Source organism: Allobosea sp. FW305-C-101 (assembly GCF_058783685.1).
This window is the reverse complement of record NZ_JBYSYT010000004.1, coordinates 279,099-296,269: the sequence shown is the minus strand read 5'-3', so window position 1 is coordinate 296,269 and position 17,171 is coordinate 279,099. Positions and strand designations below refer to the sequence as shown.

Here is a 17,171-nt window from a genome sequence, read left to right as displayed (position 1 = left end):
GGGAATAAAGATGCGCACGAAACGTTGGTTGCTGGTCGGGACTGTCCTGCCGGCCCTCGTCCTTTCGCAAGCCGGGCAGGCCTTCGCCGAGGCCGGATACCGGGTCGCACAGGCCCCCGCCGCCGGAGATGACGATCCACGCGGGCCACGGCGCCCGCAGCCGCCAGGAGGAGCACAGCCCGGCCAGCAGCGTGGGCCGGAACGGCCTGCCGCGCCCGCTGCACCCGCCCAGCCGCAGGCCCCGCGCCCGCCACAGATGCAGCCCGCGCCGTCCGTGCCCCGGGCGCAACCGCCCGCCATGCCTGCACCGCAGCCGCGTGCCGAGCCGCCCGCGATGCGCCAGCAGCTCGAGCGCCCGGCCACGCCGCGTGAGGCGCCTGCCGTGCCGCGCGCTGCGCCGACCCCCAGTGAAGCCCCGGCAGCCCGCCCGACACCGCCGCGTCCGCCGGCGGAGCCGACCGTTCCGCGTGCGGCGCCTCAGCCGGTAGCGCCGCCGGCCGCAGCTCCCCAACCGGGTGCGGGCGCGCCGCCCTCGGCGGTTCCGCGCGGTGGTCCGGCCGTTCCGCCCTCGGCTGCACCGACCCAGCCTCGCCCGCCGGCCGCGCCGCCCGCCGCGGCTCCGAGTGCGCCCGCCCAGCCGGGCGCTGGTGCCCCGCCATCAGCCGTTCCGCGTGGCGGCCCGGCCGTTCCCCCCTCGGCGGCACCGGGGCAGCCTCGTCCGCCGGGAACGCCACCTGCGACGGCGCCCGCCGCTCCGTCCCAGCCAGGAGCTCCCGCTCAGCCTGGCGCTGGCGCTCCGCCCTCCGCCGTTCCGCGCGGCGGTCCTGCTGTTCCGCCTTCGGCGCAGCCATCCCAGCCGCGCCCGCCGGCTGCGACCCCGCAGCCCGGCGCTCCCGCACAGCCCGGAACGGCCGCTCCGACTCCGCCTCCGCCCGCGGGCACTGCCCCGGCCCAGCCTGCGCAGCCCGCTCCCGGAACGCCTCCGGCCGGTGCGCCCGGCGCTCCCGCTCCGGCCCAGCCCGGCGCAACAGCTCCGACGCCGACGCCGCCCGCCGGCGCAGCGCCCGGCCAGCCCGGCCGCCCAGCTCCCGGCATGCCCTCCGGCGGAGCGCCCGGCACGGCCGCGCCGGTTCCTCCCCAGTCCGGAGCCGCTCCGGGGCAGCCGCCGGCCGGGCCTCCCGGCCAGCCGCCCCAGCGTGAGGGCCGCCGCGGCGGCATCTCGCCGGGCGTGGCCGGCGCGATCGGCCTCGGCGCCGGTGTCCTCGGCGGCATCATGGCGACGCAAGGGGCGCAGCGCTTCGAGGATATCCGCAGCCGCCGCGAGGAACGGCGCGAGGGCGACGTCACCATCATCCGCGAGCCCGGCCGCACCATCATCCGCGACGATGACGGCCGCGCCATCATCCGCCGCGACGAGGATCAGCGCTTCCGCGATCTCGGCTGGCAGGGCCGCTCCGAGCGCCGCGATGGCGAGAATCGCACGATCTTCGAGCGGCCGGACGGCACGCGCATCGTCACCGTCACGGACGAGGAGGGCCGGCTGATCCGCCGCACCCGCATCGACCGCGACAACCGCGAGGTGATCATCATCGACAACACGCTGCGGGATCGTCCGGGGCGCTTTGCCGACGATGTCGTCGTGCTGCCGCCGCCGCCGCTGCCGATCCCGCGCGAGCGCTATATCGTCGATGCGGACCAGGCCGACGAGGACTTGATCTACGAGACGATCACCGCGCCGCCGATCGCCGCGATCCCGCGCCGCTACACGCTGGACGAGGTCCGCTACTCGCCGGACCTGCGTGCCCGCATGCGCAGCGTCGACATCGACACGATCAATTTCGACTCCGGCTCGTGGCAGGTCGGAGGCGATCAGGGTCGCCGTCTGGCGGTGATCGCGGATTCAGTGAAGCGCGCCTTGCAGCGCTCGCCCAACGAGGTCTTCCTCGTCGAGGGGCACACCGACGCCGTCGGCGCCGATGTCGACAATCTCTCGCTCTCCGATCGCCGCGCGCAGTCGGTCGCGGAGATTCTGACGCGCGACTTCCAGATCCCGCCGGAGAACCTGACGACCCAGGGCTATGGCGAGCAGTACCTGAAGGTGAACACGCAGGAGGCCGCGCGCGAGAACCGGCGCGTCACGCTCCGGCGCATCACCCCGCTGCTCAGCGGCCAGAACCAGTAACGATCGGGTCGGGCCGCTTTTCAGGCAGCCCCACTCTTCGGCAGGCGCAGGGAACACCCGTTCCCTGCGCCTGTTTCGTTTCCGGAGGATGACCGAAGGAAGATGCCGCCATGAGGAAATTTGTTCTGGTTCTCGCGGGAGTGCTCGTTGCGGGCATACCCATCGCAGCCTCGGTGCAGGCGCAGACCAGCCCGCCTCCGCCCACGCAGCGGGCTCCCGGCGTTCCGCCGGCTCCACGATCCAGCGAAGCCGCTCGTCCTCCGGCGCCCGACACCCTCGCACCTCGCGACGAGAAGCGCGGCAGCGGCGGGGAGAGGGCGCAGGTCCGGCCCGAGCGCGATCCGCCGATGCCGAAGCCGGTGCCCTCGATCATCGCACCTCGAACGACCGGGTTGAGGATTTGGTAGGGTTGCCGGGATAGCGTGCCCGCCATGAGCGACGCCATCTCCCTCGCCACCAGCATCGTCACGATGCAGGCCGCCTCGACGCAGCAGGCGCTGTCTGTCGAGATGCTCAAGCAGAATGCGCAGGCCGAGCAGGGTCTCGTCGCCATGCTTCAGCAGAGCGTCGAGCAGACGCAAGCCGCGCTGCCGGCCGGACAGGGCACGCTGGTCGACCGCACCGCCTGAGGTTGCTGATTTCCAACGGAGCCGCCGCGTCATCCCGGACAAGCTGCGGAGCAGCGCCGATCCGGGATCCATCATAAGGCGCTGCGTTCTACGATGGATCCCGGGGCAAGCCCGGGATGACGTCGCGGTTTCGAGGAAGCCAGAGCCTTCTTCACGACCCGATCGCTTATTTGCACAGCCCGTTGCCAAGCGGCGGCGCTGCGCCTAACCTCGTCTGCGTTCCGAGGGGTGCCCGCAAGGGCTGAGACGGCTTTCGAAGCTGAACCCATCGAACCTGATCCGGGTCATACCGGCGGAGGGACTGGAACGCGGTGCAGCCTTGGCCTGCACCCGCATCACAGCGCTTGAACCGCTTCGACGCCGGATCTCCTGACCTGTACCAAGGAGGAGATCCCCCATGAATGCCCACACCAAACCTCAGAAGAACACTATCAAGACTGCGCCGCAGAGCGTGACGACGGGGCCGATCATCGGCTCGCGCAAGATCTATGTCGCGGCGCCCGAGCATCCCGAGATGCGCGTGCCCTTCCGCGAGGTCGTGCTGACGACCGATGCCGAGCCGCCGGTGCGCCTCTACGACCCCTCCGGCCCCTTCACCGAGACCGATGCGAAGATCGATCTCAATGCCGGCCTTATCCAGCCGCGCCGCGCCTGGCTCGACGCGCGCGGCTTCGAGCAGGTCGTGGGGCGCGCCGTTACCGCAGCCGATAACGGCAACATCTCGGCCGAGCAGCTCGTGCCCGCCTGCCCGGCGCAGCGCCCGATCCTGCAAGCCAAGCCCGGCCAGCTGACGACGCAGTACGAGTTCGCCAGGGCCGGCATCGTCACGCCCGAGATGATCTATGTCGCGCATCGCGAGAATCTCGGCCGTGCCGCCATGCTGGAAGGGGCGCGGGAGCGCCATGCCGATGGCGAGAGCTTCGGGGCGAGCGTGCCGGAATTCGTCACGCCGGAATTCGTCCGCGACGAGATCGCGCGCGGCCGCGCCATCATCCCCGCCAATATCAACCATCCCGAGCTGGAGCCGATGGCGATCGGCCGCAATTTCCTGGTCAAGATCAACGCCAATATCGGCAATTCGGCCGTCACCTCCGGCGCTGCCGAGGAGGTCGAGAAGCTGGTCTGGGCGATCCGCTGGGGCGCCGACACGGTGATGGACCTCTCCACCGGCCGCAACATCCACAATATCCGCTCCTGGATCCTCAGAAATTCGCCCGTGCCGATCGGCACCGTGCCGATCTATCAGGCGCTGGAGAAGGTCGGCGGCGATCCGATCAAGCTCGACTGGGAGGTGTTCAAGGACACGCTGATCGAGCAGGCCGAGCAGGGCGTCGACTATTTCACCATCCATGCCGGCGTGAGGCTGCCCTATGTTCCGCTGACGGCATCGCGCGTCACCGGCATCGTCTCGCGTGGCGGCTCGATCATGGCGCGCTGGTGCCTTGCGCATCACCGCGAGAGCTTCCTCTACGAGCGCTTCGACGAGATCTGCGAGATCATGCGCCGCTACGACGTCTCGTTCTCGCTGGGCGACGGCCTGCGCCCGGGCTCGATCGCCGACGCCAATGACCGGGCCCAGTTCGCCGAGCTGGAGACGCTGGGGGAACTCACCAACATCGCCTGGGAAAAAGGCTGTCAGGTCATGATCGAGGGCCCCGGCCATGTGCCGATGCACAAGATCAAGGAGAACATGGACAAGCAATTGCATGAATGCGGCGAGGCGCCCTTCTATACGCTCGGACCGCTGACCACCGACATCGCGCCGGGCTATGACCACATCACCTCCGGCATCGGGGCCGCGATGATCGGCTGGTATGGCTGCGCCATGCTCTGCTACGTCACGCCGAAGGAGCACCTGGGCCTCCCCAACCGCGACGACGTCAAGACCGGCGTCATCACCTACCGCATCGCCGCCCACGCCGCCGATCTCGCCAAGGGCCATCCGGCCGCGAAGATCCGTGACGATGCGCTCTCGCGCGCCCGTTTCGACTTCCGCTGGGAGGACCAGTTCAACCTGGCGCTCGATCCCGATACGGCGCGGGAGTTCCATGACGAGACCCTGCCGAAGGACGCCCACAAGGTCGCGCATTTCTGCTCGATGTGCGGGCCGAAATTCTGCTCGATGAAGATCACGCAGGATCTGCGCGCCGAGGTTCTGGCGATGAGCGACAACGAGCGTGCCAGCCTTGAAGCCATGGCGGCGGAGGGAATGGCCGCAAAATCGAAGGAATTCCTCGACAAGGGCGGGAGCATCTATCTACCTGCTGCTGAATGAGCGGTTTCAACGAGAAGCTTGACGCGGAAAGCGTCGCATCGATCCTCGCGCGGGTGGCCAGACGCCGCCCGCGCGTCCACTGCCTGACCAATACGGTGGCGCAGAACGTCACGGCCAACATGCTGCTGGCCGTTGGGGCCGTGCCCTCGATGGCTGTTCATCCCGACGAGGTCGAGGCCGTTGCGGCGGGAGCAGGCGCGATCCTGATCAATCTCGGCACGCTCAGCCTCGAAGGCGAGCGTGCCATTCCCAAGCTCGTCGCGCTCGCGCGGGAGCGCCACATCCCGCTGGTGCTCGATCCGGTCTTCGTCGAGTTGTCGCCCTTGCGTTTGCGGCTGGTCGGCGACGTGCTGGCGCTGTTCGACGTGCTGGTGCGCGGCAATGCCACGGAAATGGCGGTGTTGGAGCCGCTTTTCGCGCTCCGGCGCGACATCGTGCGCGTCACCACCGGCGCGGTCGACCGCATCGAGACGGAGGACCGCAGCCTGTCGGTCGCGCATGGCCATGAGCTGATGAGCCAAGTGACCGGGCTCGGCTGCGCATCGAGCGCGCTCGTCGCCGCCTGCCGGGCGGTTGAGCCCGATCCGGTGATCGCGGCGGCGGCGGCGCTGACCGCCTATGGCATCGCCGGAGAGATCGCGGCTGAACGTTCTGCCGGGCCCGGCAGCTTCGCGATGCATCTGGTCGATGCGCTCGCGGGGCTCGACGCGGCGGCGCTCGCGGCGCGGATGAGCTGAAGCCACTAGCCACCGCTGTCATCCCGCACGCGCAGCGGCATTTCATGCCGCAGCGCGCACGGGATGACAGCGCTCTGGTCTGCTATTGCGTCGGTGCCAGCTGCAGCGGCGCGGGCTTCGGGCGCGGCTTGGGCTTGGCGGCGGCGGGCTTGGGTTCGGTGTTAAGTCCGAGGCGGGCGCGCAGCGAGGCGGCCCGCGCCTCCGTGATCCGGGCGCCGCAGAAGCCGAACTGGCCCTCGCGCTGGAAGTCCCGGCAGATCATCTCGCGCTCGGCCGAGAAACCGGCCTGCTCGCGGGCCACCACGCGCTGCTCGACCGCGTCGGATTTCGCGGTCAGCGTGCGATAACCCTCGCGCACGGCCCGCTCGGCGCTGCCGCGCGCCTTCTCGATCTCCTTGGCCTGCCCGGCAACCACGCGCGCATCGGGCCCCCACAGCCCGCGCGGGTCGATCCGGCATTGCGCGGCCTGGACGATGCAGGGCTCCGTCGGCTCGACCACGAGGAAGGCGCCGTCGAGCACGTCGAAGACGATCGGGCAGATCGGCGCTTCCAGCTTGTAGCGGGGAACGCCGGCCGGGCGCCCGAGCGGAGTGACCGGGAGCGGCGCGTCGCCGAAGGAAACGGCGCAGGGATCGACCAGGTTGGTGCTCTGGAAGCCGTCGAGATTGAGCTTCAGGCCGTAACCCGTCGCCGTCTTCGAGAACACGGCCTCGCCATGGTGTCCATGGCGGTGCAGGGCCTTGCCGAGGATGGCGTCCTCGCCGGCGACCTTGATGGCGGGCATGCTCGGCGGCTTCGGTCCGGCCGGGGTGCCGGGCTGGGAGGGGGCGGCCTGCTGGGTTCCCGGCGCGTTGAACGGCTGGGCGCCCGGCAATTGCAGAGGCTGGGCGAGCGCCGCCGTCGAGGCCGCAGCGAGGGCCAGCGAGGCGAGGATGAGGCGCGTCGGTCGTGTCATGGCGGCCCAGTGAAACCGGAACGGCCTTTCTGCATGCAGGCGCATGCGGGCTGACGCAAGGACGGGAAGGCCACACCCCGGGCAGAAAGCGTGTCGTGGCGGCTGTCCCGTCGAAACTCCCGATTCTTAATCGGCTCGCCTGTCTTGCAAGGGGTGGAACACCCTCACTATATACGCCGCCAAGGGGCGGTTTAACCACCGTCAAACGTGGAATGCCGGTTTCGTTCGCCGCTGAAGCGGGGGCGATCCGGTCCATGGGCCGGCAGGCGGCGCATAAACGTCGCAGGTCGGCGATCTGCTCAATCGAAAGGGATCCCATCCATGGGTAAAGTCATTGGTATCGACCTCGGCACGACCAACAGCTGCGTTGCAGTGATGGAAGGCTCGACGCCCAAGGTCATCGAGAATTCGGAAGGCGCGCGCACCACGCCTTCCATCGTCGCCATCACGGATGACGGCGAGCGTCTGGTCGGCCAGCCTGCGAAGCGCCAGGCCGTCACCAACCCGGAGCGCACCTTCTTCGCGATCAAGCGCCTCATCGGCCGGACCTTCGAGGACCCGATGACGCAGAAGGACCTGAAGCTGGTCCCCTACAAGATCGCGAAGGCCCCGAACGGCGACGCCTGGGTTGCCGCCGACGGCAAGGACTATTCGCCGTCGCAGATCTCGGCCTTCACGCTGACCAAGATGAAGGAGACGGCGGAGGCCTATCTCGGCCAGCCCGTCACCCAGGCCGTCATCACGGTTCCCGCCTATTTCAACGACGCCCAGCGTCAGGCCACCAAGGATGCCGGCAAGATCGCCGGCCTTGAGGTGCTGCGCATCATCAACGAGCCGACGGCGGCCGCGCTGGCCTATGGCCTCGAGAAGAAGTCCGCCGGCACCATCGCGGTCTATGACCTCGGCGGCGGCACCTTCGACGTCTCGATCCTCGAGATCGGCGACGGCGTCTTCGAGGTGAAGTCGACCAACGGCGACACCTTCCTCGGCGGCGAGGATTTCGACATGCGCCTCGTCGAGTATCTCGCCGATGAGTTCAAGCGCGAGCAGGGCATCGACCTCAAGAAGGACAAGCTCGCGCTCCAGCGCCTGAAGGAAGCGGCGGAGAAGGCCAAGATCGAGCTCTCGACCACGGCCCAGACCGAGATCAACCTGCCCTACATCACGGCGGATGCCTCGGGCCCGAAGCACCTCGCCATCAAGCTCTCGCGCGCCAAGTTCGAGAGCCTGGTCGACGACCTGATTCAGCGCACCATCGAGCCCTGCAAGAAGGCGCTCAAGGATGCCGGCCTGTCGGCGGGCCAGATCGACGAGGTCGTCCTCGTCGGCGGCATGACCCGCATGCCGAAGGTGCAGGAGGTCGTGAAGCAGTTCTTCGGCAAGGAGCCGCACAAGGGCGTCAATCCTGACGAGGTCGTCGCCATCGGCGCCGCGATCCAGGCCGGCGTCCTCCAGGGCGACGTCAAGGACGTGCTGCTGCTCGACGTGACCCCGCTGTCGCTCGGCATCGAGACGCTAGGCGGCGTGTTCACGCGCCTGATCGACCGCAACACCACGATCCCGACCAAGAAGAGCCAGGTCTTCTCCACCGCTGAGGACAACCAGAATGCGGTGACGATCCGGGTCTTCCAGGGCGAGCGCGAGATGGCGGCCGACAACAAGCTGCTCGGCCAGTTCGACCTGATGGGTATTCCGCCGTCCCCGCGCGGCATGCCGCAGATCGAGGTGACCTTCGACATCGACGCCAACGGCATCGTCTCGGTGACGGCGAAGGACAAGGCCACCAACAAGGAGCAGCAGATCAAGATCCAGGCTTCGGGCGGTCTCTCTGAGGCCGATATCCAGAAGATGGTGAAGGATGCCGAGGCGAATGCCGCCGAGGACAAGAAGCGCCGCGAGGTGGTCGAGGCCAAGAACCAGGGCGAGAGCCTCGTGCACTCGACCGAGAAGTCGCTGAAGGACTATGGCGACAAGGTCTCCGAAGCCGACAAGGGCGCGATCGAGACCGCCGTCGAGGCGCTCAAGACCGCTTTGACCGGTGAAGACGCCGAGGCCATCCAGGCCCGCACCAACGAGCTGATGCAGGCTTCGATGAAGCTGGGCGAGGCGATGTATGCGGCGAGCCAGGCCGAGGGCGCGACCCCTGAGGGCGAGCAGCCTGAGGAAGCCAAGAAGGACGACGTCATCGACGCCGACTTCAAGGACGTCTCGGACGACAAGAAGAAGAGCGCGTGATCGCGCGCTCGTAACGCAACCGACGTCATGGCCGGGCTTGACCCGGCCATCTCGTTCGGGAATGGCCTGCTGGATGGATGGCCGGGCTCGCTGCCCGGCCATGCCGCGTCAAAGCTGCGGGGACAGACATTTCGATGTCGAAGCGCGATTACTACGAGATTCTCGGCGTCAGCCGGACCGTGACGGAGGTCGAGCTCAAGACCTCGTTCCGCAAGCTCGCGATGCAGCACCACCCCGACAAGAATCCCGGCAACAAGGAAGCCGAGATCAAGTTCAAGGAAATCAACGAGGCCTATCAGATTTTGTCTGACGGCCAGAAGCGCTCGGCCTATGACCGCTTCGGCCATCAGGCCTTCGAGAATGGCGGCGGCGGTGGCCCCGGCGGCAATGCCGATTTCTCCGACTTCATGTCGGATATCTTCGATTCCTTCTTCGGCGACGCCCGGCGCGGCGGCGCGCGTGGTGCCAATGGCCGCGAGCGCGGCGCCGATCTCCGCTACAATCTCGAGATCGGGCTGGAAGAGGCCTTCACCGGCAAGAACGAGTCGATCCGGGTGCCGACCTCGGTCTCCTGCGAATCCTGCTCGGGTACCGGCGCCAAGCCCGGCTCGAAATCGCGCCAGTGCCCGACCTGCGGCGGCCATGGCCGCGTCCGTGCCAACCAGGGCTTCTTCTCGGTCGAGCGCACCTGCCCGACCTGCTCGGGCCGCGGCGAGGTCATCGACGACCCCTGCAAGAACTGCCAGGGCGCCGGCCGCGTCACGCGCGAGCGCACGCTTTCGGTCAACATCCCGGCCGGTGTCGAGGACGGCACGCGCATCCGCCTGGCCGGCGAGGGCGAGGCGGGTCTGCGCGGCGGGCCTGCCGGCGATCTCTACATCTTCCTCTCGATCAAGCCGCACGCGATCTTCCAGCGCGACGGCGCCGACCTCTTCTGCCGCGTGCCGATCGGACTGGTCTCGGCGGCGCTCGGCGGCGAGATCGAGGTGCCGACGCTCTCCGGCGAGCAGGCGCGGGTGAAAATCCCCGAGGGCACCCAGACCGGCAAGCAGTTCCGCCTCAAGGCCAAGGGCATGAGCGTGCTGCGGTCGCGCGAAGTCGGCGACCTCTACATCCAGGTCGTGGTCGAGACGCCGCAGAAGCTCACCGCACGCCAGCGTGAGTTGCTGGAGGAGTTCGAGCGCGAGAGCTCGCACAACAACCACCCGGAAACCGCGGGCTTCTTCGGCCGGGTCAAGGATTTCCTCGGCGGCTTCGGCGGCACGGCCTGAGGCCTCCAAGGCGTCATTCTCGGGCTTGACCCGAGAATCTCGGGCAAGTGAGGCGAACGAGCCTCCTCCGATATGAGATGCTCGGGTCAAGCCCGAGCATGACAGCAAGGACCCGACCATGAAAAAAGGGCCGCCCGATGGGCGGCCCTTTCCGTTGCGGTGGAGATCGATCGTCAGACCTTGTCGACGGCCTTCTTGACCGCGTCCTTGCCCTTGCCGATCGCCTGCTGGGCTTCGCCCTTCAGCTCCTGGGCCGCGCCCTCGGCCTCCAGCTCCGGCTTGTTGAACGCCTTGCCGGCGGCCTGCTTGACGTTGCCAGCGGCCTCGTTGGCCAGGCCCTTGATCTTGTCGGTCGTGCTGCCCATTGCGCTTAACTCCTGAAAGGTCGGCCCCCAGCCGTTTTCCGTAGAAAGAACCGGCACGGTGGGGAAAGGTTCCGGACGTCAGGCTGCGTCTTCTGCCGGCGAGGCGAGCGCCCGCAAAGCTTCGGCGGTGGCGGCATCGGCCGGGAAGAACGTCTCCAGCGCGAGCTCCGACAAGGTGACGTCGACCGGCGTGCCGAACACGGTGGTCGTCGAGATCAGCGACAGCGTGACCTCGCCGAGCCGCAACTGCATGGGCACGACGATGGCCGCTTCGGCCTCGGTTTCATGGCGCGCGCCCGTGCCGGGATGGGGATAGCTCATCAACTCGCCCAGCAATTCGCCGAGCCTGGCATCCGCCGTCGCCCGGACTTGCTGGCGTAGCCGTGCCAGCAGATGGGCGCGCCATTCCGCGAGATTGAGGATGAAGGGCGCGAGCCCCTGCGGATGCAGCGACAGGCGCAGCACATTGACGGGGGGCTTCAGCAGCTCCGCATCCGCGACGAGCCCGAGCAACCGCGTCACGGCGCTGTTATAGGCCAGCAGCGTCCAGTGCCGGTCGACGGCGACGGCCGGATAGGGTTCGTGCCCCCTGAGGATCAGGTCGATCGCGCTGCGGGCGGCGTCGAGCGAGGGGTCTTCCAGCGATCGCTCCGGATAGATCGGGGCGTAGCCGGCCGCCAGCAGCAGCGCGTTGCGCTCGCGAAGCGGCACGCCGAGATGCTCGGCGAGCAGCAGCACCATCTCGCGGCTCGGGCGCGAGCGGCCGCTTTCGATGAAGCTGAGATGCTTCTGCGAGATCTCGGCTTCGAGCGCGAGGTCGAGCTGGCTGAAGCGGCGGAGCTGGCGCCAGTCCCGCAGGAGCGCGCCGATCGGGGGAGGCTGATGAGTGTTCATGGCGGAGAAGCTAGCGATCCCGGCGGTGGGTTCCAATTACCTCCCGCTTAATCGACGGGCCGACGCGGTTCCGTCAGCATTCCCCTCATCGAAACGGGCTTGAGGCCCAAAACCCCGGGAGAATGTCATGTCGCTCATCCAGTCCTCGCCCCTGCTGCGCAATGCCCTGGCCCTCGATGCCGCGGCCTGCGCCGGCATGGGCCTGATGCTCGCCGCTGCCGCCGGGCCGCTCGCCGCCCCGCTCGGCCTGCCCGCAGAGTTCCTGCGCGGCGCCGGTCTCATGCTGTTGCCTTGCGCGGCGCTGCTCGGCTGGTTCGCCAGCCGCAAGACCCTGCCGCGCCTTGCCATCTACGCCGTGATCGGCGTCAACCTGCTCTGGATCGCCGACAGCATCGCGATCCTGCTGATGGGCTGGTTCGCGCCGACCGGGCTCGGCATCGCCTTCGTCCTGGCCCAGGCCGCTGCGGTCGCCATCGTGACCGAACTGGAAGCCATCGGCTTCAAGCGCTCGGGCGCGGCCCTGCCTGCGGGCGACGCTGCCGCCCATCGGTGAAAACCGTCATCTGACTGTCGCATGGGCTGACTAGCCGACGGGTCTCTGTTTCCGTCAGCGGTGAGATCCCATGCGCCAGCCCTTCGTCCTCGCGGCTCTCGCCGCTGTCCTGCTCAGCGGCACGGCCATGGCCGAGCCGCTCTTCAACCGGATCGCCACCTTCTCCGTGCCGCAGAACCTGCCGGCCGATCGCGATCCCGCCAAGAAGACCGTCTCCGAGATCATCGCGGCGAATGGCGACGGTACGCTGCTCGCCTATACCGATGCGGAGCAAAAGGCGCTGGGGATCATCGACATCGCCGATCCCGCCAATCCCAAGCCCGCCGGCTTCGTGCCGCTCGAAGGCGAATCCACCTCGGTCACGATCCTCGGCGACAAGGCCTTCGTCGCCGTCGTCACCTCCGGCGACAATTTCAAGGAGCCGGCCGGCCATCTCGCCACCGTCGACCTCAAGACCAAGCAGGTCGTGGCGAAATGCGATCTCGGTGGTCAGCCGGATTCGGTCACGCTGACCAAGGACAAGGGCAAGATCGTCATCGCCATCGAGAACGAGCGTGACGAGAAGCTCAACAAGGGCGCCTTGCCGCAGCTCCCCGCCGGCAACCTCACCCTGATCGGCATCAAGGACGGCGCCATCGACTGCACCACCCGTCAGGTCGTCGACATGACCGGCATCGCCGCCGTCGAGCCGACCGATCCGGAGCCGGAATTCGTCGACGTCAACCAGGACGGGCTCGTCGTGGTGACGCTGCAGGAGAACAACCACCTCGCCATCGTCGATTCGAAGACCGGCAAGGTCGTGACGCATTTTTCCGCGGGCTTGGTCGATCTCAAGAACATCGACAAGACCCGCGACGGCAAGATCAGCCCGACCGAGGAGCTGAAGGGCGTCGCCCGCGAGCCCGACGCCGTGCGTTGGCTCGACAATGACCGCTTCGTCACCGCCAACGAGGGTGATTGGAAGGGCGGCTCACGCGGCTTCACCATCTTCCGCAAGGACGGCACCGTCGAGTTCGATTCCGGCTCCGATGTCGATCACATCGCCATGCGTCTCGGCCATTATCCCGAGCGCCGCTCGGCCGCGAAGGGCAGCGAGCCCGAGGGCATCGAGGTCGCGAGCTATGGCCAAGACCGGCTGATCTTCGTCGGGCTGGAGCGCGCCTCGCTGGTGCTGGTCTACAAGGATGAGGGGGCCGGCAAGGCGCCGCGCTTCCTGCAGGCGCTGCCGACCGGCATCGGCCCGGAAGGCCTGCTCGCCATCCCGCAGCGTGATCTCTTCGTCTCGGCCTCCGAGACCGATGTCGGCGAGAAGGGCGGCGCGCGCTCCGTCGTGATGATCTATCGCCGCGCCGAGCAGACCGCTTCCTATCCGACGATCCAGTCCGCCGACGAGAACGGCCTGCCGATCGGCTGGGGCGCGCTCTCCGGCCTCGCCGCCGATCGCACGGCTCCGGGCAAGCTCTTCGCGATCACCGACAGCGCCTATACGCCCTCGCGCCTCCTTGAGATCGACGCGACCCAGAAGCCCGCGAAGATCACCGGCGCGCTCACCGTCACCAAGGACGGCAAGCCCGCTTCCTACGATCTTGAGGGTATCGCCACCCGCGAGGGCGGCGGCTTCTGGCTGGCCTCCGAGGGCAATCCCGAGAAGAAGGACGCGGTGCTCGACGATATCCTGCTGCGCGTCTCGGCCAAGGGCGAGGTCGAGGAGGAGATTCGCTTGCCGGAAGCGCTCGCCAAGCATGCGGTCCGCTTCGGCTTCGAGGGCGTGGCGGTGACGGGTACGGGTGCCGATGAGACGGTCTGGCTCGCCGTCCAGCGCGAGTGGAAGGACGACCCCAAGGGCAAGGCCAAGCTCCTCTCCTATAAGCCGGCGACCAAGGAATGGGGCGTGCTGCATTATCCGCTGTCGCAACCGGCCGCGGGCTTCTGGATGGGCCTGTCGGAGCTGGTCGCGCTGGGTGACGACCGCTTCGCCGTGATCGAGCGCGACAACGGTTTCGGTGCCAAGGCGGTGAAGACGCTCCAGACCTTCTCGGTCAAGGGCCTAAAGCCGGCGGCGATCGGTGCGGCGGAAATCCCGACCGTGACCAAGACCCTGCTGCGCGATCTGACGCCCGACCTGATGAAGGCCGGCGGCTACGGCCTCGACAAGGTCGAGGGCATGACGGTCGACAAGGCCGGCAATCTCTTCGTCGTCACCGACAATGACGGCGTAGACGATTCCTCCGGCGAGACCCAGTTCTTCGCCTTCGGCCAAGTCGGCAACTGAGACCACAAGCGTCATTCTCGGGCTTGCCCCGAGAATCTCAGGCCGGAAAGGGCGCCTTCTTGTCCGGGGATGGTCGGGTCAAGCCCGACCATGACGAGCACGTAAAAAGCCCCGGATGCGATCCGCATCCGGGGCAAGGCGCCTGGCTGTTTTGACTGGAGAGCCAGGTGGGAGGAGCGGTTACCAGCCGGCGAGGACGGCGCCCTTGAAGCGCTCGGCGACGAAGGCCTTGATCTCGGGCGTGTGGTAGCTTTCGACCAGCGTCTTGACCCAGGGCTTGTCCTTGTCGACGCTGCGCACGGCGATCAGGTTGACATAGGGGCCCTTGGCGTCCTCGCGCAGGATCGCGGAAGCCGGATCGATCTTGGCATCGACGGCATAGTTGGTGTTGATCGCGGCGGCCGCGACGTCGGCCAGCGAGCGCGGGGTCTGGGCGGCCTCGATCTCGATGATCTTCAGCTTCTTCGGGTTGCCGACGATATCGGCCGGGCTCGGCTTGAAGCCGACGCCGTCCTTCAGCTTGATCACGCCCTTGTCCTGCAGCAGCAGCAGCGAGCGGCCGCCATTGGTCGGGTCGTTCTGGATCGCGACGGTCGAACCATCCGGCACCTGCGACCAGTCCTTGTACTTGGCCGAGTAGATGCCGAGCGGGAAGTTCACGGTGAGGCCGACGCTCTCGATCTTGAAGCCGCGATCCTTCACCTGATTGTCGAGATAGGGCTGGTTCTGGAAGGAATTGGCTTCCAGCTCGCCGGCATCGAGCGCCTGGTTCGGCACGACATAGTCGGAGAACTCGATGATCTTGAGATCGATGCCCTTCTTGGCGAGGACGGGCTTCACCTTCTCCAGGATCTCGGCATGCGGGCCGGGCGAGACGCCGATGCGGATTACCTGGTTCTGCTGGGCAGGCGCGGGGCCGGCAGCGAGCGTCAGGGCAAGGCCGGCAAGGAGCGCGGCGCGGCGATTGAGGAGGGTGGTCATGATGTCGTTTCCTTCAGTCGGATGCGGATGAACGGGCAAGCGTCAGGCGTGGCGCAGGCGCTTGTTGAGATGGCGGGCGAGCCGGTCGCCGATGCTCTGGACGAGCTGGACGAGGACGATGAGCACGGCGACGACCGCCGCCATCACGTCCGGCATGAAGCGCTGGTAGCCGTAGCGGATGCCGAGATCGCCGAGCCCGCCGCCGCCGACCGCGCCGACCATGGCCGAGAAGCCGATCAGGCTGACCAGCGCCAGCGTCAGGCCGAGCACGATCGCGGGCAGGGCCTCGGGCACCAGCACCTTGCGGACGATCTGCACGGGCGTGGCGCCCATCGCACGCGCGGCCTCGACCAGCCCCTGGTCGACCTCGCGCACCGCGCCCTCGATCAGGCGGGCGATGAACGGCGTCGCCGCGACGGTGAGCGGCACGATCGCGGCACCGGTGCCGATCGAGGTGCCGGCGATCAGGCGCGTGAACGGGATGATCGCGACGACGAGGATGATGAAGGGCGTCGAGCGCGTGGCATTGACCAACGTGCCCAGGAGCAGGTTGGCGGCCGGCGCCGCGAAGAGTTCGCCGCGCTTGCTGGTGGCGAGGAAGACGCCGAGCGGCAGGCCGAAGACCGTGCCGAGACCGGCCGCGACCGCGACCATGGCCAGCGTGTCGAGCGTCGACTGCGCGATCAGGCGGATGATGTCAGGAGACATGGCCGATGACCTCCGCCTTGAGCCCGAGGCTCCTGAGAGCGCCGAGCACGGCGTCGCTCTCCGGCGCCCGCGAGGGCACAGTGACGAGCAGGCTGCCGAAGGGCTGGCCGGCGATGGCGTCGATCCGCCCAGCCAGGATGTTGACGTCGACGCCGACGATGGCGCTGAGCCGGCTGATCACCGGCGCCGTCGCGTTCTCGCCGAGGAAGGTGATGCGCAGCACGATATTGTCGCTGGGGCGCGCGTCCTTGCGGATGCGATGGGCGAGATGCTCGGGCAGTTCGACGCCGGTGACCGTCTCGACGAAGCTCGCCGTCGTCGGATGCTGCGGATTGGTGAAGACGGAGAAAGTCTCGCCCTGCTCGACGATGCGCCCGCCCTCGATCACGGCGACGCGGTCGCAGATCTCCTTGATGACGGGGATCTCGTGGGTGATCAGCAGGATGGTGATGCCGAGCTCGCGATTGACCTGCTTGAGGAGGGCGAGGATTGAGCGCGTCGTCTCGGGGTCGAGCGCCGAGGTCGCCTCGTCGCAGAGCAGCACCTTCGGATCGGTGGCGAGCGCCCGGGCAATGCCGACGCGCTGCTTCTGCCCACCGGAAAGCTCGGCCGGATAGCGCGCGCTCTTGTCGGACAGACCGACGAGCGCGAGCAGGCGCTCGACCTTCGCGGCGATCTCGGCCTTGCTCGCGCCGGCGATCTCCAGCGGCAGCGCGACATTGTCGAAGACCGTGCGCGACGAGAGCAGGTTGAAATGCTGGAAGATCATGCCGATCTGCCGGCGCCGCTGGCGCCAGCCGGATTCGGTGAGGCCCGTGACGTCCTGGCCCTCGATCAGGATGCGGCCTTCGGTGGCGCGCTCCAGCCCGTTGACCAGGCGGATCAGCGTCGACTTGCCGGCACCCGAGCGGCCGATCACGCCGAGGATGGTGCCGGCGGGCACGTCGAGATCGATCCCGGCGAGCGCGCTCACCGGTTGCTGGCCGCGGCGGCCCGGATAGGTCTTGCCGGCACGCTCGAAGCGGATGGCCGGCTCGGGCAATGCCAAAGGCAAGGAAACAGAGGTCGCGCCGGCACCGAGCGTGCCGGGTCTGACGGGGGCGTTCATCATGTC

14 protein-coding genes and 1 riboswitch are annotated in these 17,171 nt (G+C 68.1%); of the genes, 8 read left to right on the top strand and 6 right to left on the bottom strand.

The features are described from left to right. The first annotated feature begins 10 nt into the window (after positions 1–10). The 4 genes from AC3WMA_RS18910 to AC3WMA_RS18895 all read left to right on the top strand — a co-directional run bounded on the left by AC3WMA_RS18910 (position 11) and on the right by AC3WMA_RS18895 (position 5,823). Positions 11–2,182 (top strand): OmpA family protein, encoded by a 2,172-nt coding sequence (locus AC3WMA_RS18910; protein ID WP_492286894.1) that lies wholly within the window; start codon positions 11–13, stop codon positions 2,180–2,182. Between the two features lie 431 nt (positions 2,183–2,613). Then, positions 2,614–2,811, top strand: coding sequence for a hypothetical protein (locus AC3WMA_RS18905; RefSeq protein ID WP_492286893.1), 198 nt, complete (start codon positions 2,614–2,616; stop codon positions 2,809–2,811). 214 nt (positions 2,812–3,025) lie between these two features. After that, a riboswitch (TPP riboswitch) is annotated at positions 3,026–3,130 on the top strand. 78 nt (positions 3,131–3,208) lie between these two features. Beyond that, on the top strand, positions 3,209–5,086 hold the full coding sequence (thiC, locus tag AC3WMA_RS18900) for a phosphomethylpyrimidine synthase ThiC (RefSeq protein WP_492286892.1): 1,878 nt from the start codon (positions 3,209–3,211) through the stop codon (positions 5,084–5,086). Next, positions 5,083–5,823: a hydroxyethylthiazole kinase gene (locus tag AC3WMA_RS18895; RefSeq protein ID WP_492286891.1), complete on the top strand. Its 741-nt coding sequence runs from the start codon at positions 5,083–5,085 to the stop codon at positions 5,821–5,823. Before thiC ends, AC3WMA_RS18895 begins: the two co-directional genes overlap by 4 nt. Before the next feature lie 82 nt (positions 5,824–5,905). Here the strand turns inward: AC3WMA_RS18895 and AC3WMA_RS18890 are convergent, their stop codons facing one another. Then, a complete protein-coding gene (locus AC3WMA_RS18890; RefSeq protein ID WP_492286890.1) occupies positions 5,906–6,778 on the bottom strand; it encodes a hypothetical protein in 873 nt (290 codons plus the stop codon). Between the two features lie 321 nt (positions 6,779–7,099). Here AC3WMA_RS18890 and dnaK point away from each other — a divergent pair, with 321 nt between their 5' ends. Both dnaK and dnaJ read left to right on the top strand, forming a co-directional pair. After that, positions 7,100–9,013, top strand: a complete 1,914-nt coding sequence (gene dnaK / locus AC3WMA_RS18885; protein WP_492286889.1) for a molecular chaperone DnaK — start codon at positions 7,100–7,102, stop codon at positions 9,011–9,013. 134 nt (positions 9,014–9,147) lie between these two features. After that, the gene (gene dnaJ, locus AC3WMA_RS18880) at positions 9,148–10,284 is read left to right on the top strand and encodes a molecular chaperone DnaJ (protein WP_492286888.1); all 1,137 of its coding nucleotides are present in this window, start codon (positions 9,148–9,150) and stop codon (positions 10,282–10,284) included. A 173-nt stretch (positions 10,285–10,457) separates the two neighbouring features. Here the strand turns inward: dnaJ and AC3WMA_RS18875 are convergent, their stop codons facing one another. Continuing rightward, positions 10,458–10,649, bottom strand: coding sequence for a CsbD family protein (locus AC3WMA_RS18875; protein ID WP_492286887.1), 192 nt, complete (start codon positions 10,647–10,649; stop codon positions 10,458–10,460). Between the two features lie 78 nt (positions 10,650–10,727). Further along, positions 10,728–11,543, bottom strand: a complete 816-nt coding sequence (locus AC3WMA_RS18870; protein WP_492286886.1) for a helix-turn-helix domain-containing protein — start codon at positions 11,541–11,543, stop codon at positions 10,728–10,730. Positions 11,544–11,670: 127 nt separating this feature from the next. On the opposite strand from AC3WMA_RS18870, the gene AC3WMA_RS18865 reads away from it, so the two are divergent. Further along, on the top strand, positions 11,671–12,096 hold the full coding sequence (locus AC3WMA_RS18865) for a hypothetical protein (RefSeq protein WP_492286885.1): 426 nt from the start codon (positions 11,671–11,673) through the stop codon (positions 12,094–12,096). Between the two features lie 70 nt (positions 12,097–12,166). Next, positions 12,167–14,368, top strand: a complete 2,202-nt coding sequence (locus AC3WMA_RS18860) for an esterase-like activity of phytase family protein (RefSeq protein ID WP_492286884.1) — start codon at positions 12,167–12,169, stop codon at positions 14,366–14,368. A 180-nt stretch (positions 14,369–14,548) separates the two neighbouring features. On the opposite strand, the gene AC3WMA_RS18855 is transcribed toward AC3WMA_RS18860, so the two are convergent. From AC3WMA_RS18855 to AC3WMA_RS18845, 3 genes are read right to left on the bottom strand one after another with little or no spacing between them, the layout of a single operon-like run. Beyond that, entirely contained in the window at positions 14,549–15,349 is an 801-nt protein-coding gene (locus AC3WMA_RS18855; protein ID WP_492286883.1) for a MetQ/NlpA family ABC transporter substrate-binding protein, read from the bottom strand. A gap of 42 nt (positions 15,350–15,391) precedes the next feature. Further along, positions 15,392–16,057, bottom strand: a complete 666-nt coding sequence (locus tag AC3WMA_RS18850) for a methionine ABC transporter permease (RefSeq protein WP_492286882.1) — start codon at positions 16,055–16,057, stop codon at positions 15,392–15,394. Then, entirely contained in the window at positions 16,047–17,165 is a 1,119-nt protein-coding gene (locus tag AC3WMA_RS18845; protein WP_492286881.1) for a methionine ABC transporter ATP-binding protein, read from the bottom strand. Before AC3WMA_RS18845 ends, AC3WMA_RS18850 begins: the two co-directional genes overlap by 11 nt. Between the last annotated feature and the right edge of the window lie 6 nt (positions 17,166–17,171).

Bases quoted from the DNA above. Each gene is read 5' to 3' on its own strand.
- AC3WMA_RS18855 (WP_492286883.1), bottom strand. From the start codon at position 15,349: ATGACCACCCTCCTCAATCGCCGCGCCGCGCTCCTTGCCGGCCTTGCC.
- AC3WMA_RS18895 (WP_492286891.1), top strand. From the start codon at position 5,083: ATGAGCGGTTTCAACGAGAAGCTTGACGCGGAAAGCGTCGCATCGATC.
- AC3WMA_RS18910 (WP_492286894.1), top strand. From the start codon at position 11: ATGCGCACGAAACGTTGGTTGCTGGTCGGGACTGTCCTGCCGGCCCTC.
- AC3WMA_RS18865 (WP_492286885.1), top strand. From the start codon at position 11,671: ATGTCGCTCATCCAGTCCTCGCCCCTGCTGCGCAATGCCCTGGCCCTC.
- AC3WMA_RS18905 (WP_492286893.1), top strand. From the start codon at position 2,614: ATGAGCGACGCCATCTCCCTCGCCACCAGCATCGTCACGATGCAGGCC.
- dnaJ (WP_492286888.1), top strand. From the start codon at position 9,148: ATGTCGAAGCGCGATTACTACGAGATTCTCGGCGTCAGCCGGACCGTG.
- AC3WMA_RS18890 (WP_492286890.1), bottom strand. From the start codon at position 6,778: ATGACACGACCGACGCGCCTCATCCTCGCCTCGCTGGCCCTCGCTGCG.
- thiC (WP_492286892.1), top strand. From the start codon at position 3,209: ATGAATGCCCACACCAAACCTCAGAAGAACACTATCAAGACTGCGCCG.
- AC3WMA_RS18850 (WP_492286882.1), bottom strand. From the start codon at position 16,057: ATGTCTCCTGACATCATCCGCCTGATCGCGCAGTCGACGCTCGACACG.
- AC3WMA_RS18845 (WP_492286881.1), bottom strand. From the start codon at position 17,165: ATGAACGCCCCCGTCAGACCCGGCACGCTCGGTGCCGGCGCGACCTCT.
- dnaK (WP_492286889.1), top strand. From the start codon at position 7,100: ATGGGTAAAGTCATTGGTATCGACCTCGGCACGACCAACAGCTGCGTT.
- AC3WMA_RS18860 (WP_492286884.1), top strand. From the start codon at position 12,167: ATGCGCCAGCCCTTCGTCCTCGCGGCTCTCGCCGCTGTCCTGCTCAGC.
- AC3WMA_RS18870 (WP_492286886.1), bottom strand. From the start codon at position 11,543: ATGAACACTCATCAGCCTCCCCCGATCGGCGCGCTCCTGCGGGACTGG.
- AC3WMA_RS18875 (WP_492286887.1), bottom strand. From the start codon at position 10,649: ATGGGCAGCACGACCGACAAGATCAAGGGCCTGGCCAACGAGGCCGCT.